Origin of the sequence: Paraburkholderia sp. J69-1, from assembly GCF_905220255.1 — a bacterium.
GTDB lineage: Bacteria > Pseudomonadota > Gammaproteobacteria > Burkholderiales > Burkholderiaceae > Paraburkholderia.
This window is the reverse complement of sequence record NZ_CAJMZG010000044.1, coordinates 1-15,751: the sequence shown is the minus strand read 5'-3', so window position 1 is coordinate 15,751 and position 15,751 is coordinate 1. Positions and strand designations below refer to the sequence as shown.

Annotated in this window: 15 protein-coding genes; 12 read left to right on the top strand and 3 right to left on the bottom strand. The window is 61.3% G+C overall.

The genetic code is table 11. The features are described from left to right. Positions 1-461 precede the first annotated feature (461 nt). From U5A67_RS39765 to U5A67_RS39755, 3 genes are all read left to right on the top strand, one after another. A complete protein-coding gene (locus U5A67_RS39765) occupies positions 462-989 on the top strand; it encodes a DUF695 domain-containing protein (protein WP_321818701.1) in 528 nt (175 codons plus the stop codon). 310 nt (positions 990-1,299) lie between these two features. Next, entirely contained in the window at positions 1,300-1,581 is a 282-nt protein-coding gene (locus tag U5A67_RS39760; protein WP_321818702.1) for a hypothetical protein, read from the top strand. A 92-nt stretch (positions 1,582-1,673) separates the two neighbouring features. Then, positions 1,674-1,907, top strand: coding sequence for a hypothetical protein (locus tag U5A67_RS39755; RefSeq protein ID WP_321818703.1), 234 nt, complete (start codon positions 1,674-1,676; stop codon positions 1,905-1,907). Positions 1,908-2,190: 283 nt separating this feature from the next. Here the strand turns inward: U5A67_RS39755 and U5A67_RS39750 are convergent, their stop codons facing one another. The 3 genes from U5A67_RS39750 to U5A67_RS39740 all read right to left on the bottom strand — a co-directional run bounded on the left by U5A67_RS39750 (position 2,191) and on the right by U5A67_RS39740 (position 4,774). Further along, positions 2,191-2,646, bottom strand: coding sequence for a GNAT family N-acetyltransferase (locus U5A67_RS39750; protein WP_321818704.1), 456 nt, complete (start codon positions 2,644-2,646; stop codon positions 2,191-2,193). 284 nt (positions 2,647-2,930) lie between these two features. Continuing rightward, on the bottom strand, positions 2,931-3,962 hold the full coding sequence (locus U5A67_RS39745; protein WP_321818713.1) for an AraC family transcriptional regulator: 1,032 nt from the start codon (positions 3,960-3,962) through the stop codon (positions 2,931-2,933). A 464-nt stretch (positions 3,963-4,426) separates the two neighbouring features. Next, positions 4,427-4,774, bottom strand: a complete 348-nt coding sequence (locus U5A67_RS39740; protein WP_321818705.1) for a hypothetical protein — start codon at positions 4,772-4,774, stop codon at positions 4,427-4,429. 433 nt (positions 4,775-5,207) lie between these two features. Here U5A67_RS39740 and U5A67_RS39735 point away from each other — a divergent pair, with 433 nt between their 5' ends. The 9 genes from U5A67_RS39735 to U5A67_RS39695 all read left to right on the top strand — a co-directional run bounded on the left by U5A67_RS39735 (position 5,208) and on the right by U5A67_RS39695 (position 15,648). Beyond that, the gene (locus U5A67_RS39735; protein WP_321818706.1) at positions 5,208-6,413 is read left to right on the top strand and encodes an aromatic ring-hydroxylating dioxygenase subunit alpha; all 1,206 of its coding nucleotides are present in this window, start codon (positions 5,208-5,210) and stop codon (positions 6,411-6,413) included. A gap of 3 nt (positions 6,414-6,416) precedes the next feature. Further along, a complete protein-coding gene (locus U5A67_RS39730; protein ID WP_321818707.1) occupies positions 6,417-7,865 on the top strand; it encodes an aldehyde dehydrogenase family protein in 1,449 nt (482 codons plus the stop codon). Positions 7,866-7,876: 11 nt separating this feature from the next. Beyond that, positions 7,877-9,289, top strand: coding sequence for an FAD-dependent oxidoreductase (locus U5A67_RS39725; protein ID WP_321818708.1), 1,413 nt, complete (start codon positions 7,877-7,879; stop codon positions 9,287-9,289). Between the two features lie 27 nt (positions 9,290-9,316). Next, positions 9,317-10,633 carry an FAD-binding oxidoreductase gene (locus U5A67_RS39720; RefSeq protein ID WP_321818709.1) on the top strand — a complete coding sequence of 439 codons (1,317 nt, stop codon included), beginning with the start codon at positions 9,317-9,319 and terminating at the stop codon, positions 10,631-10,633. After that, positions 10,630-11,052, top strand: a complete 423-nt coding sequence (locus U5A67_RS39715; RefSeq protein ID WP_321818710.1) for an ethanolamine utilization protein EutQ — start codon at positions 10,630-10,632, stop codon at positions 11,050-11,052. The genes U5A67_RS39720 and U5A67_RS39715 overlap by 4 nt, the downstream gene beginning before the upstream one ends. A 166-nt stretch (positions 11,053-11,218) precedes the next feature. After that, positions 11,219-12,115 (top strand): LysR substrate-binding domain-containing protein, encoded by an 897-nt coding sequence (locus U5A67_RS39710; protein ID WP_224017532.1) that lies wholly within the window; start codon positions 11,219-11,221, stop codon positions 12,113-12,115. Between the two features lie 264 nt (positions 12,116-12,379). Beyond that, a complete protein-coding gene (locus U5A67_RS39705; protein WP_310630883.1) occupies positions 12,380-13,774 on the top strand; it encodes an MFS transporter in 1,395 nt (464 codons plus the stop codon). A gap of 84 nt (positions 13,775-13,858) precedes the next feature. Further along, the gene (locus U5A67_RS39700) at positions 13,859-15,190 is read left to right on the top strand and encodes a Xaa-Pro peptidase family protein (RefSeq protein WP_321818711.1); all 1,332 of its coding nucleotides are present in this window, start codon (positions 13,859-13,861) and stop codon (positions 15,188-15,190) included. A 47-nt stretch (positions 15,191-15,237) separates the two neighbouring features. Beyond that, entirely contained in the window at positions 15,238-15,648 is a 411-nt protein-coding gene (locus U5A67_RS39695) for a CBU_0592 family membrane protein (protein WP_321818712.1), read from the top strand. Positions 15,649-15,751 lie beyond the last annotated feature (103 nt).

Here is a 15,751-nt window from a genome sequence, read left to right as displayed (position 1 = left end):
CGAGGCCGTTCGTTGCGGCCCAAGTATTTCTCGATCATCACGGTGTATTTCTTGGTCCGCGCGCGAGCAGGAATTTGCGCGGATCTCGACCTTCGAGGCGGTGGCCGTGCGCAATCGATTCTGATCGCGCCAGCGTCTTTTACTCGCTTCGAGGTCTATTCTCGTTACCGCCTTTCCGTTTCGAATTGGCGGCCTGCCGATAAAGATAACGGCAGATTCTTTTAAATATTTAATTCATATTGCATATGGTTGCGAAATTTCTGCGGGGGATCGTATTGTCCAGTACCACTCTGCAGCGAACGACGCACAACACGAGAGTCCGCGGTCAACCCGATCCGCCATCATTCGAAACTTTTTGGCGACGTGACAGCTCAGGGTCGCGACGAGTCAAAACGCATAGGCCGGCAGGCGGCCATTTCCGAAGACCCGGCAGCGCTGGTTAGATCGTGGACAATCGGTTAATGTCACATGACAAAACGACGAAGCTTAGGGTTCTCCATTTGCTTGAAGCAGATACAAAGATTAAAAACTTTGAAAGCCAAGGAGCATTGGTGACTAGCGACATGACAGAGGCGGTGTGGGCAACGGCAACATCACGGAATGCAAGCAGTGGTCGCATGATCATCTTTCGATACATCAAAGCTTTTGGAAAAACTTTCGATCGCCTCGATTATCCGATCCGAGTCATAATTGCGTGGCAATACGAGTCGGAAACGGGAATGCCGTCGATCGACGTGCGAGAGTGGATGGACGCCACGGAGGACGCAGTGAGTCCAGTAGTTGAAAAAGATAGATTTGCAACCCTCGTTCTCGTTTCTACCGGAGAAAACTTGAGAGAGTGGACATACTACGTGCGCTCCGAAACTGAGTTTCTGGCTGGACTGAATCAGGCATTGGCTGATCGCCCAACTGTTCCCATCGATATTCACATCTGCGAGGACAAACAATGGGCGATGTACGATGAATTCAAGCGCAACGTTCGGGAGTAATTCTCTGTAGCGGGATTGCCCCCAATGTCTGATCTCAGAATTGCAGTTGTCTCTTAACGAACGGAGCCAATAAGCCTCGGACAGAATTCGGCCGAGGCTGTGTCAAAACTCGAAACTACCCGGTTTTCGGGTGTCGCTTCACCCTTGCCGAAGTGCCGCGAAGCCGATAAGCAGCGTTCTGGTGGGTCGATTTTCGTGCTCAACCTCGAAATCGCACGTTTTGACACAGCCTCGGCCAGGAACTGCCGGTCGACGCCAACGTCCAGATCGCTGACAATCCGAGCAACTGAGTTCCTGTGAAGTGTGAAAGATGAGTGGCAAGCCAGAAGGACAAAACCCCAGCGACTTACGCGAGGCATTGGATGGAGTTGTCGACGAACGGTCCTTTATTGATTTTCTGCATGCGCTTGCATCCGATTGGTCCGAAGCGCCTAGTCAGTCCGGCTGGGAAAATGGATCGATTGGTGCGTTCCTCGGTGCGGCTGCTGCGTGGGCCGAAGCATCCAAAAATGGACTTCGGTTTTACGATGTCCCATCGAACCCGTGGCGCCGTTTCGCCGACATGCTTATCGCCGGCAAGGAATACGAGTAGGTAAGACGACGCGTTGCCGTTCGCGAGAACATGAGCCAACAACGTTGTGCGACTCACATGAAAACATTAAGTTTGACGTACCCGAACGTTCTATGCTGATTTGGGCGCCAACTCGAAAATCCCTTGATGGACGAGGCGAAAGCGAAGGCACGACCGTAAAAATTGAGATTGAAGAACTCGAAGGCGGAGTCTTTCTACTGATGCGATATGAATCTCTGGATGCGCCATTTCCGACTTCAGATCATTTGTATCTGTCAATTGACGAGGCTTACGATCAATGTGATCACATCTATGGCATCGGTCGCGGCGATTGGCTTCAACGGTGACTGCATCCGGCCGTCACGCCCGGTCCAGCGACTTTTTACGGCCGAATCTGTTAAAAAGCGAAGCTCCCCCACTACAAGTTCACAAGGTTTTCAGGGGTCCTCTTACCCCTAACCGGGGGATCGCGAACGGCTTGTAGAGCGATCTGCGAGGTCGATTGTTCGCGAAGTTGTCCGGCGGCACGAGAGAATGAGTTTTTCAACAAAATCGGTGACAATGAGTCACTCACAACTGCAGCGGGACTTGTTGACAATCGCGGCTTTGCGTAATGACAGCAGGCACCGGTTAATCGTCTAAGGAGATCTCATATCGGACGTGCCCGCTTCGCTTCGCCACCCGATCGTACGTTGCCTGCGCGGCGGTGTTGTCGCCGTTCGTTATCCAGTAAATTCGTGTCCAGTTTTTCTCCGTACCGATTGACTTCAGTTTCTCAATGAAGGATGTGGCGACTCCCCAACGCCGAGCCATCGGCGCAACGAACACGTCCTCCAAATAACAAACTGTGCGGTCGCTCCAAGTGTTCGGATGGCAGACGTAATGACATATGCCCACTAATTCGCCTTCCATGCTCTGCGCGACCAGCCCATAGATTGGGACCGTCGATTCGTTGATCCGACGCCAAGTCCGATCGGTTATGCACGGGTCGAGGTTCACGCGATAGAAGGAGCAATACATGTTCCAGAGTTGAAGCCATCCGGTGTAATCGTCCGCCGTCATCGGTCGAATGTTGAAGCTGAACATTGGCGTTCTTGTCAAGTTGAGATTTGATCGAGAAGATAATAACTGAAGGAGTTTGGCGACCAAATATTGCTGCCGAAACCGCCGGGTGAATGTCCGGTTAACAGCGCCGCGACGGACCACTCCGTTTCGGCTTATGCCTTTTGCGTCGGGCGGACGCTTCGAGATGTTTGTCAAGCGCTGTCGTCGGGCGCCGCCTCCAACAGAAGTCATTCGTCGCGACGATGAATCAGTTTCTCGAACGGCGCATCTGGGGTCGACATGTGCCTCTCGGCCGACAGGAAGCGCTAGCGAGCATTGTCCGCGCGCCAACGGCTCGGGTTGACGCCTGCTACGCGGGTGAACGTGCGTGTGAAATGACTTTGATCGGCGAACCCGCACGCCAGTGCAATAGCGCTTAACCCCAAATGAGGAGCGCGCATCAGCACCTTGGCGTGCTCGACACGCTGGACGATCAGCCAGCGATGCGGCGTTAATCCGGTCGTCTGATGGAATGCCTTGAAGAACGCGCCGCGTGTCAAACCGCAATCGCGCGCTACGTCGTCAATCGAGCTATGGCCATCGAGTTGAGCGAGCAGCCGCTCTTTTGCTCGCCGCTCCTGCCACGGCGCGAGAGCCTGATGGAACTTTCGCCTGCGCCCGCTCACTCCGCCATATTGCTGTGCGACATGCGCCTGAAACGCCAGCGCCACGTGATCGAGGAAAATCTGCGACACACTCTCTGGATGCGCGAGTGCGGGCAGCAGCGCTCGCCCGATGCTGTGCACCACCGCGTCCGGCACGCTCAGATGTGGTGGCAAATACAACTGCGGACGACGGCGGCCGCCCATTTCGTCGACGGTTTCTTCGAGCGTCTCGCGAGGCAGGTGAAAGTGAATGCAGTCGAATTCCCCCTTGAGGTCGGCAACCCATTCGCGATCGAGATCGTGAACGGTGACGGTGCCCGCTGCGTAGGGAACGAAAGGCGCGGGACGACCGTCGAGCCATATCTCCTGTTCGCCGAACGCGCGTAACTGCAACACGATGAGATCGGCATGTTCAAGTTCGTGCGGCGCTGTACGCCCCATGTCACGCCTATGAGACGTCAAGCGGGTGATCCCCATTTGCCGGTTCGGCAGCACCTGGGCGACGACGCTCTGACGGATATCGGCTGGAAGGAAATCGGAGGACGCATTATCCGATCGGGTCGTGGTCATGGTTGATCCGAAATGGGGCGCAATGTGTAGCGAAGGGAACCGCCGATTCGAAGCCGAAAACACAGCCGACAATGGAATTCCTTTACATGCGTGCGGGGACACCGCGGCCCGCTTCGCCACCATCAATGCAGTGCCAGTGGGCAAAGCGCCGCATCTTAAGTTATTTCAAACCACGGAGGAAGTCGCCCAAGCCACCACGCTCGACAGCACCGTACGCTATCTTGGTATCGAAGTCGACGATGCGCTTGAGCTTGCGGAGCAGACCGAGGTGCGAAGCGCGAAGGCCGGGCGACGATGGGACGCTGCCCGGCCATGAGCCGCCGGTTGGAGTCGGCGTCCAGTTCGAATATCCAAGGTCTCGCCCGCGCTCCCTCAATGGCCGGTTTACAGCGGGCACATTGCTCGGGGTACTGCCTCAACGCGGCCACAAGCGGTCATCGGGTTGTGAACTAGAAATCCGACGTTCGAGGCTTCCGGCACAGCACAGAATGCTTCTTTCCCACTCGGTTACGGCTAAAAGCTGAGCACTAGGACAAAGCTCGTTGAGTCGGATACTTCTCCCACCCTGCATCTTTGATATTGAGCAACTACGCAATAGAAGCTCGAAGTTCATTAACTCTCGACTCTTGTTCGCCACGCGCGAGTGCAAATTCCTGTGTAGACATGTAAGTCACCTGAGCCTCGATTGTGTCCCAAGAGTTTTTAACTCCGAGTTCCAGCGTTATGCCATGTATGGTCCAACGCGATCGAATCCAGTGTACCGCATCGATGTCGATCAGCTTCGCGTGTACTCGGGCATCTACGATCCATCGCTTGATGTGCATTGACAGTGGATGGCTTGTGAACACACATACTTCACTTGAAAGCAGTCCCTGCACTTCGTTAAACTGGCGGGCATTGAAGAGATTAATCACTGTCATCGCCGGCATCGTCATGTCGGTAACGATGACGTCAGGATGACTACACGCATCGCGTGCCTCCCCCTTTGGCTGTCTCAACGTCGACGCCCAACGGCGCGAGCAGATGGGTCGTTTTATGCCTTTTGCATGAATACCTGCACCCGAGGCGATCGACGTGCCTGGTCGTGGGTCGGTAGCCGGCCAGAACCGGCCACCGATAGCATGACTCGCAGGCGCCCTCGTTGAGATCAATAGCGGACACTTGACTAGTCCCTCCCAGTCGGAGCGCCCCGACTAAGCGGCTCCGTGGCTGCGCCCCCCATGGCGCGTCCATGAGTTTTTCTAATCAATCTGCAGCCAAAGAATCGTTTGTTGTCCCCGTTTCCCGCTTCGATAATTTTCACCAATCCCAGCCCTCTGAGGGCCAAGGTGAAACGAGTCACGCGAACGTGCAATGGAGACAAATACGATGAACGCCCCCACCGAAATCAAGTACTTCCCTCTCGCCCAGCTCCAGACGGTGCTTAATCCGATCGAGCAGGCCACCGGTCTCGGCAACGAGTTCTACACCAGCGATCAATACTTCCAGGTCGAGCGCGACGCCGTGCTCAGTCAGGACTGGGTGTGCGTCGGTTTCGCGGACGATCTCAAGACGCCGTCGAGCGTGCAGCCCGTCGACTTCATGGGTCTGCCGCTGCTCATCACGCGCAACCGTGAAGGCGCGCTGCAGGTGTTTCATAACGTCTGCAGCCATCGCGGCATGAAGCTGGTGCAGGAAGCCGGGGAAATTCAGGGTGTCATCCGTTGCCCGTATCACTCGTGGACCTACGACCTGAACGGCACGCTCAAGGGCACGCCGCACGTGGGCGGCATCAATCAGCACAAGGACGAGCGCGTGCCCTGCGAGAAGCACGGCCTGAAGGCGCTGCGCAGCCATGTCTGGATGGGCATGGTGTTCGTGAACCTCTCGGGCACCGCGCCCGATTTCGAGGAAGTCCTGCGCCCGCTGACCGAGCGCTGGTCCCAGTTTCTCGGCGACGACGGCAACGCGCTCATGCACGTGCCGCGCGAAGGCGGTGCCTGGCAGGTGGAGGTCAAGTGCAACTGGAAGCTCGCGGTCGAGAACTACTGCGAGGCGTACCACCTGCCTTGGGTGCATCCGTCGCTGAACTCGTATTCGCGCCTCGAGGATCACTACAACATCGCCTTCGCCGACCAGTTCGCCGGTCAGGGCAGCTACGCGTATAACCTCGCCGATGTCGAAGGCACGTCGCTACCCACGTTCCCGTCCTGGCCCACCGACCGCCTGCGCAACGCCGAATACGTCGCGCTGTTCCCGAACGTGCTGCTCGGCATCCAGGCCGACCACGCGTTCGCGATGATGCTGCAGCCGCTCGCCGCCAACCGCACGGTCGAGCATCTGCGTCTGCTGTTCGTCGGTCAGGATGCCGCCGACGCGCCGCAATACGAAGCCAGCCGACAGGCCGTGCTCAATGCTTGGCGCGTGGTGTTCTCGGAAGACATTGGTGCGGTGGAAGGCATGCAGGCGGGGCGCCAGTCGCCGGGCTTCAAGGGCGGCGTGTTCTCGCCCGAGATGGATCAGCCGACGCACTACTTCCATCAGTGGATGGCGCGCCGCGTGCTGGCCAACGGTCAGAACCAGGTGCAGGGGTAAGCCATGGAACGCTCGATCGGTCATCACTGGCTCAACTACATCGATGGCGAATGGGTCGATAGCCCGAACCGTCTGGACGTCGCCAATCCAGCCAACGGCGAGCCGTTCGCGAGCATCGCGCTCGCGAGCGCCGACGACGCCCAGCGCGCGCTCGACGCCGCCACACGCTGCGCCGCCAGCGGCGAACTCACCCGGCCGCGCCCCGCCGAGCGCGTGCGCTGGCTGCTGCGCATCGCCGACGAAATCCGCGCAGTGACGGAAGAAGGCGCGCGCATTCTGTGCCTCGAAAACGGCAAGCGTCTCGCCGACGCCCGCGACGAATTCGTCGAAGCCGCACGCTACTTCGAGTACTACGCAGGTCTCGCCGACAAGCTCGAAGGCATCTCCGTGCCGCTCGGCGACGCCTACGTCGACTTTACGCGCTACGAGCCGATGGGCGTCTCGGTGCAGATTGTGCCGTGGAATTTCCCGGTGTCGATCTGCGCGCGCTCGCTCGCCCCGGCGCTCGCGGCAGGCAACGCCGTCGTCGTGAAGTCGCCCGAGCTTTCGCCGCTCGGCCTGTGCGTGCTGTTCGAAGCCATCGCGCGGGCCGGACTGCCGCGCGGCGCGGCGCAACTGCTGTGCGGTCTGGGCCGCGAGGTCGGCGCGCATCTGGCCACCAGCCCGCAGACGAAGCAGATCGTCTTCACGGGCTCGGTCGCGACGGGCCGCTCGATCCTCGCCGCCGCCGCGCAATGGGCCACGCCCAGCGTGATGGAACTCGGCGGTAAATCGGCGGCCATCGTCTTCCCCGACTCGGACCGCGCGCAACTGCTCGCAAGCGTCAAGAGCGGCATCTTCTTCAATTCGGGACAGGTCTGCTCGGCGATGTCGCGTCTCGTCGTGCATCGCGATATCTACGACGACGTCGTCGTCGACGTCGCGGAACTCGCGCGCGGCCTCGCCATCGGTCCCGGCGAACAGGATCCCGATCACACGCCGCTCATCAGCGGACAGCAGCTCGAACGTGTGGTTGCTATGTGCGAGGAGGCCATCGCCTCGGGCGCCCGCGCGGTCACGGGCGGCGCGCGCGTCGCCAACCGCTCGGGCTTCTATATGCAGCCGACCGTGTTCGCGGGCGTGAATCCCGCGATGACGATCGCCTGCGAGGAAGTATTCGGCCCAGTGCTCAGCGTGATCCCCTTCGACACCGAAGAGGAAGCCGTCGCCATCGCCAACGGCACGCCTTACGGCCTCGTCGCGGGTGTGTTCACGCGCGACGTGAATCGCGCGCTGCGCTTCGCACGGCGTCTGCGTGCGGGCCAGGTGTTCGTCAACGAATGGTACGCGGGCGGGATCGAAACGCCGTTCGGCGGCGTGGGACTGTCCGGCTTCGGCCGCGAGAAAGGCCAGGAAGCGATCTACAGTTACGTGCAGACGAAAAACGTCGCGATCCGGGTTGCCGAAGGCTGAGAGGTGGGACGATGAAAAAGTGGCTCTGTATCATTTGCGGGCTCATTTACGATGAGGCCGAAGGCTGGCCCAAGGACGGCATCGCCGCCGGCACGCGCTGGGAAGACGTGCCCGAGGACTGGAAATGCCCGGATTGCGGCGTCGGCAAATCGGACTTCGAGATGATCGAGATTCGCGTGGCTGCGCCTGCCGTTGCGCCGTTTTTGCCTCAAGCCGCGGTTCAACGCGCACCTCAAGCCGTGGTTCAAGCCACGCCCTCACCCGCGCCGGCCGCGCCGCGCCGTGATGGCCCGATCGTCATCATCGGTTCGGGACATGCGGGTTACAGCCTCGCGCAAGCGATCCGCAAACGCGATCTGAACGCTGAAATCGTGGTGCTCACGCGCGAATCGGGCGACCTGTATTCGAAGCCCGCGCTTTCGATCGCGACCTCGCAGGATCGCAGCGCCGAGGCGCTCATCAGCGAAACGCCGTTCGATATCGAGCGACGCCTGAAGATACGCATCTATCCGCGCTGCGAAGTCGAGTCGATCGATGCCGGGGCACACGTGCTGCGCACCCGTTACGGTGCGATGCCGTATGCGAAGCTTGTGCTCGCGCTCGGCGCAAGCCCGATCAAGCTCAATGTCGCGGGCCCCAGCGACGCGCTGCTGAGCGTCAACAACCTCGACGATTACCGCCTGCTGCGCAGCCGGCTCGACGGCGTCTCACGCGTCGCCATCATCGGCGACGGGCTGATCGGCTGCGAGTTCGCCAACGATCTCGTCAAACGCGGTCTGAACGTGAGCGTGATCGGCATCGGCAAATGGCCGCTCGAACGGCTCATGCCGAAGGAAGCGGGCAGCCATCTGCAAGACGCGCTCGCCGCGCTCGGCGTGACGTGGCATCTGCAGAACTCGGTGAAGGCCATCGAGGGCGCGCCCGGCGCGTGGTCGCTCCTGCTCGCCGACGGCGCGCGCGTCGAAGCGGACGTGGTGATCTCCGCCGTGGGCCTCGCGCCGAACGTCGCGCTGGCGGCGGCGTGCGGCGTCGATGTCGGACGCGGCATCCGCACCGACGCGCAGCTGCGCACCAATGTGCCCGACATCTACGCGCTGGGCGACTGCGTCGAGATCGATGGCCGCCCCGCGCCCTATCTCGCGCCGATCAATCACGGCGTGGACGCGCTCGCGCGCACCTTGACCGGCCAGCCGACCGACGTGCTGTATCCACCGATGCCGGTGCAGGTGAAAACGCCCGCCGCGCCGCTGATGTTGTTGCCGCCTGTCGCGCCGGAAGGCGAATGGCGCATCGACGCCACCGAAGACGGCTTTAGCTGCGGCCACTTCGACAGCACCGGCCAGATGCGCGGCTTCGCGCTGATCGGCCAGCACGCGCAAGCCCTGCGCGGCCGCTGGGTGGAACAGTGCCGCCCGGCTAACTAACGACCGAAATACGACAGAGCGCACATCATGAATCTGCCCCATGACGACAAGACCTGTGGCTGGTACGCCGCATTGCCGCCGCCGCAACCCGCGCGCCGCCTGAGCGGCCGCCAGAACGCCGATTACGCGGTGATCGGCGCGGGTTTCGCCGGACTCGCGGCCGCGCGCCGCCTCGCCGAACACGAACCCGACGCGCGCATCGTGCTGGTGGACGCGCAGCGCGTCGGCGAAGGCGCCTCGGGCCGCAATTCCGGCTTCGTGATCGATCTGCCGCACAAGTTCGCGCTCGAAAATCCCGATCCGCAATTCAAGCAGCGCCTGCTGCGCCTGAACCGCACGGCCATCGCGCAACTGCAATCGCTCGTGGACGAGCATGGCATCGCCTGCCAGTGGTCGCACGCGGGCAAGTACCAGGGCGCGGTCGGCGAACGCGGCCTCGCCTATCTCGCGCACTTCGAAAAGCTGATGACGGCGCTCGGCGAACCGTTCCACGCGGTCGAAGGCAAGGAGCTGGCGAAGGTGCTCGGCAGCACGCACTACAGCCGCGCGGTATTCACGCCCGGCTGCTACCTGATGCAGCCCGCCGCGCTGGTGCGCGGTCTCGCACGCTCGCTGCCCGAGAACGTCGAACTGCTCGAAAACTCGGCGATCCAGCGCGTGGAGCGCGACGGCGCGGGCGGCTACGTGCTGCATGGCGCGGACGGCGAAATCTGCACGCCGCGCCTGCTGCTCGGCACGAGCATCTTCACGCGCGAATTCGGCTATCTGCACAACCGCCTGCTGCCGGTGATGACCTTCGCGAGCTGGACCGCGCCGCTCGACGCCGCGCAATGCAAGCGCTACAGCGGCACGTTCGACTGGGGTTTGACGCCCGCCGATCACGCGGGCACGACGGTTCGCATGACCCAGGATCGCCGCATCATCATCCGCAATACCTATAAGCACGTGCCGAAGTACGGCCGCAGCATCGACGACAGCACGCGTGACAGCATCCGCGCGGACCATCGCAAGGCCTTTCTCGCGCGCTTCCCCGATCTCGCCGATGTGCCGTTCACGCACACCTGGGGCGGCGTTTACGCCATCTCGCGCAACTTCACGAACTTCTTCGGCCAGCTCGAAGACGGCGTGTTCGCCTCGGCGTGCGATAACGGCGTGGGCGCGGCATGGGGCACGATCTCCGGCACGCTGCTCGCGGATCAAGCCGTGGGCGCGACGTCCTCGCTTCTCGACGACATTCGCGCGGTCACCGGCATGCCCTCGCTCAATCCGCCCGAGCCGCTCCTCGGCATCGGCGTGCGCACGCGGATTCGCCTCGCGGCCTGGAACAGCCGGGCGGAAGTATGAGCGCCACGCGCGAGGAAGCCGAAGCGCAGGCGGCAACCGGCGTGCGGCTCGTCGATCACGCCGATCTGGGCTTCGTCGTGCGCGGCGGCCCGCCCGGCGCCGCGTACGTCGCGCGAGCCTTGAGCGATGAGGTTTCGCCGAATCTGGGCGTCGGCTTCGCGCGCTGGGAGGGCGCGCAAGTCAGCTGGACGACGCTCTACGAAGAGGTGATCTTCACGATCGAAGGCTGCATGGAAGTCACCGTGAATGACGAGTTGCACCGGGTGAAACCGGGCCAGATGTTGTGGATCCCGAAGTGCACCGCGCTGGTCTATTCGGGCTTCGCGCTGTTCGGCTACGTCGTCTATCCCGGCGACTGGAAAAAGCGTTGCGACGAGGCCTGCCCGGACAATCGGGCGGTCTGCGCGCAGCCCCGCTGAACGCACGACATGCGGGGCGTTCGCCGCCCCGCCGTGACTTGACGCCGCATGGCGTTAAGGCACAATTTCAGGTCTGAAGACACGCTCGACAGAGCCGCTCAGACCTGAAAGTGCGATCAATCGCGCATAGAGATATATAAAGCAGTCCCCGGAGACAAGTTTTCCCATGAGGATCCAGCCACTGCCACCCTTCAAGGCACTGGTCGCGTTCGAAGCGACCGCACGCCTTGGCAGTTTCACACGCGCCGCCGACGAGCTCAATGTCACGCAGGGCGCGATCAGCCGGCAGATTGGTCTGCTCGAAGACCTCCTTGGCGCTCACCTGCTCGACCGCACGACGCGCTCGGTGCGGCTCACGCCCACGGGCGAACAATATTTCCAGTCGTGCAGGGAAGCCCTGCTCTCGCTCGCAGACGCCACGCAACTGATCAAACGCTGGCACGGCGATCAGCAGGTGACGGTCGCGACCAGCACCGCGCTCGCGTCGATGTGGCTGCTGCCGCGAATTCCCGAATTCAACGAAAGCCATGAAGGCATCGACCTGCGCATCGTCGCCTACGATCACGTCAAGGACTACCGCAAGCTCGAATGCGATCTCGCGGTGTACTACTGCAAGAGCCCGCCCGAATACATCAAGTACACGCCCATCTGCAACGAGGAAATCTTCCCCGTATGCAGTCCAGCCTATCTCGCGCGCCACGGCGCGCTCAATCGCCCGGAAGATCTCGCCTCGTGCACGTGGCTCTGGCTCGACGACTCCGAACGCGACTGGGTCACCTGGGGCGAGTGGTTCCGCCGCAGCGGCCTCGCACCCGTCACGCCGCGCAACAAGATCAACCTCAACAACTACTCGATGGTGATTCAGGCCGCGCTGAGCGGCCAGGGCGTGGCGCTGGGCTGGCGCAACCTCATCGATCCCTATCTGAAAGACGGCACGCTCGTGCGCCCCATCGCCGAAACGCTGCAGACGGAGGGGCAATTTCTCGTGCTCGAACCGACCGGCCCGCACGAGCGGCGCAAGAGCGTCGGAAGCTTCCGGGAGTGGCTGCTTTCGTTACGCTAAGCGATTAAAAAAGCCCTTTAAAACAGGCAACTTTCATCGAATTTCGCATTCTGGACGCCCGCTTGCCGGGCGCGCTTCGTCACGTCTGGACGACGTGTCTTCTATGATAAAAATTGATGAATCCGCGCACGAAATATCGTTTGTCCAGGCGCGCCGACTTCCACACACTGCTTCATGAAGTTCACGCGGATCGAGGCTAAGAGAACCGGCTAATACTCAAAGCGGACCGGCCTCACTTCCCACAAAACATCAGGAGACAGCATCGTGCCCAAAAGCATTCCTCATACTTCATCGGTCGCCGGACAGAAAGCGCCCGCGCTCGCCGGCAAGCATCGCCGCTTCATCGCCAGACTGACCCTGCTCATCGGCGGCGGCATGTTTATCGACGGCTTCATTCTCGGCTGCATCGGTATCGTCATGCCGGCCATTACCGCCGACCTGCATCTCTCGCTTGCGTGGCAAGGGCTGATCGGCGCATCGGCGCTGATCGGCATCTTCGTCGGCGGGCCGCTCGGCGGCTGGCTGGCCGACCGCGTCGGCCGCAAGCCGATGTTCACGATTGACCTCGCGATCTTCCTGGTCGGCTCCGTGGCGCAGTTCTTCGTCAACGAGCCGTGGCAACTGTTCGTCGTACGGATACTGATGGGTATCGCGATCGGCGCAGACTATTCGATCGGCTGGCCGCTGCTCGCGGAATTCGCACCGGCGCGCCTGCGCGGCAAGCTGCTCGCGCTGCTCGAACTCGCATGGTACGTGGGCTATCTCGTGTCGTATGCGCTGGGCTGGATGCTGACCGAATCGAATGCGGCGGGCTGGCACGTCATTCTGGGGCTGAGCACGATTCCCACGGTCATCGTGTTCCTGATGCGTCTGGGCACGCCGGAATCGCCGCGCTGGCTTATGAGCCGTGGCCGACGCGAAGAAGCCAAGGCCCTGGCCGCTGAACATATGGGGCACGAGGAACAGCTCGACCTGCATGCGCAAACCGCGACCGGCGCGCAAAGCTTCAGCCGCCTGTTCTCCGCCGACTACATCAAGACGACGATGTTCGTGTCGATCTTCTGGGTCTGCAACGTGACGCCCTACTTCGCCATCGGCGCGTTCGCCCCGGTCGTGCTGCAAAAGCTCGGGCTCAAGGAAGGTTTGACGGGCGGCCTCGCGCTCAATGGCGTCGCGGTGCTCGGCACGCTCATCGCGGTCGTGCTGATCGAGCGTGTGGGCCGCCGCAAGCTGGGCGTGCCGCCGTTCTTCATCTCGGCGCTGGCGCTCGTATGCGTGGCCCTGTTCTCGCATGCTTCCTCGACGCTGATCCTCGTGTGCTTCTTCACCTTCTCGCTGTTCAACGCGATCTCGACGACGCTGTGCGGCGTATATCCGGGCGAAGTGTTTCCGACGGAGATTCGCGGCATCGGCGTGGGCTTCGCGACGGCCTTCTCGCGCATCGGCGCAGCGGCGGGCACCTTCCTGCTGCCGCTTATCATCGGCTCGTATGGCGTGGGCACGGCGATGATGATCGCGGCTGGTATCAGCCTCTTTGGCGGTCTCGTGTCGTATGTGCTGGCGCCGGAAACGCGCGGCAAGCTGCTGAGCGAAGCGTCCGCGCCTGCTCGCAAGATGAATTCGCTCGCAACGCCGGGCGAGCTGAAATCAGCGCGATAAGCGTTAGATTGCGGCGGCGATGCGTTGACAAGTTGGCATCGCCGCCATTTTTCAACCCTCACACACCATCAGGATGACGAAGCAATGAGCCTCGCATCTTTGCAGGAAGTCGCCCCACGCAAGATTGGCCCTGCCCTCGCTTCCGGCCGCTCGCCGGTCGAACAGGCCGGTTTGATGACCATGCCCGCGCTCGGGCCGGACAAGGAAACGCTCGACGCCTGGAGCGCAGCCGGCCTCGCGCTGCCCGATCTGCCCGCGATGCGCCGTTATCGTCTTGCGCGCGTACGTCAACAACTGATTGCACACGATTACGCGGGCATCGTGCTCTACGATCCCGTGAATATTCGCTACGCGACCGACACCAGCAATATGCAGGTCTGGACGCTGCACAACGCCTGCCGGTACGCGTTCGTTCCTGCCGAAGGCCCGGTCATCCTGTGGGAATTCGATCACTGCGATTTTCTGAGCGATCACAGCGATTCCGTCGATGAGGTTCGCCCCTGTGTGCCATGGTTCCATTTCTGCGCGGGCGAGCGCGTGCATGAACAGGTCTCGCGCTGGGCCGATGAAATTTCCTCGGTCGTGCGCCAGCGTGGCGGCGGCAACCGGCGCCTGGCATTCGATCACTGCGATGCCGAGGGCGTCGCTGCACTGGAACGACTCGGCATAGCGGTGCAAAACGGCGAAGCGTTGATGGAAGAAGCCCGCCGCATCAAATGCGAGGAAGAGATTCGCGCGATGCGCTGCGCGATCCATGCTTGCGAAGCTGGCATCGACGTCATGCGTGCGCATCTGCATCCTGGCGTCACCGAACAGCGCCTGTGGAGCTATCTGCACGCCGAAAACATCGCGCGCGGCGGCGAATGGATCGAGACGCGGCTGCTGGCTTCAGGGCCGCGCTGTAACCCGTGGTATCAGGAGTGCAGCAGCCGTGTGATCGACGCGGGCGACCTGGTGGCCTTCGATACGGATCTGGTTGGCAGCTATGGCTTTTGTGTGGATACCTCGCGCACCTGGTTGTGCGGCGACGTTCAGACGAGCGCGGCGCAACGCGAGATATACCGGCTCGCCTATGACCAGGTGCAGGCGAATATCGACCTGCTACGTCCTGGCCTGACCTATCACGATCTGAGTCATCGCGCCTTGTGCTATTCGCCCGAAGTGTTTCGCCATTACTCGTGCCTGTATCACGGCGTGGGGCTTTGCGACGAAGCACCGAATATCTATTTCCCGCAATCGTGGGAAGCGTGGGGCTATAACGGCGTGATTGAACCGGGGATGGTGATGTGTGTCGAGAGTTACGTTGGGCGCGTCGAGGGCGGGCCGGGCGTCAAGCTAGAGGAACAGGTTCTAATCACAGAGGGCGGCCATGAACTGCTGACCCGTTATCCGTTCGAGCAGCGGCTGCTGGGTTAGCTCATGCGCAGCTTCGATACCAATACTCATCAAAAATCGACGAAATAATGACCACCGCTGATTTGATCGGTATTTTTGGCGTCATCTGCTATCAGATCGCCTATGCAGGTTTGCAACTCGGCTTTCTCCATAGCGAGGATCGCCGCTACCTCGTCCTGAATCTATTTGGTCCCTCCTGTCTTCTCTATTCGCTGCTCTTTCACTTCAATCTTGCTGCTGCCGTGAGCCAGGTGCTCTGGCTTGTCTGGAGTGGCATTGGGATCAGGAAGATTGTGCTGGCACAGCGAGGCGCGTCGCTGGCAACACTTGGCGGCCCACGCTCTACTTCGTCGGTTGTCGCGCCGAGTTGCCTGACCGACGCTTCGGCTGTTACATGCGCACTGGGTCCGGTCGTGACACCCAGCGACCAGACAGATACCGTGGAACAGGCCCGCCCCTGCGCTGGCCGACCGCTTTGAGCGGATTTACGGACGCTTGTTTTTCTGGCGCGTGCGGCCGCTATGGGTCGCACTGTGCCGTTCCGTCACCGCCGCGCGCTTGTGCTCGCCTCATGAGGCGGCA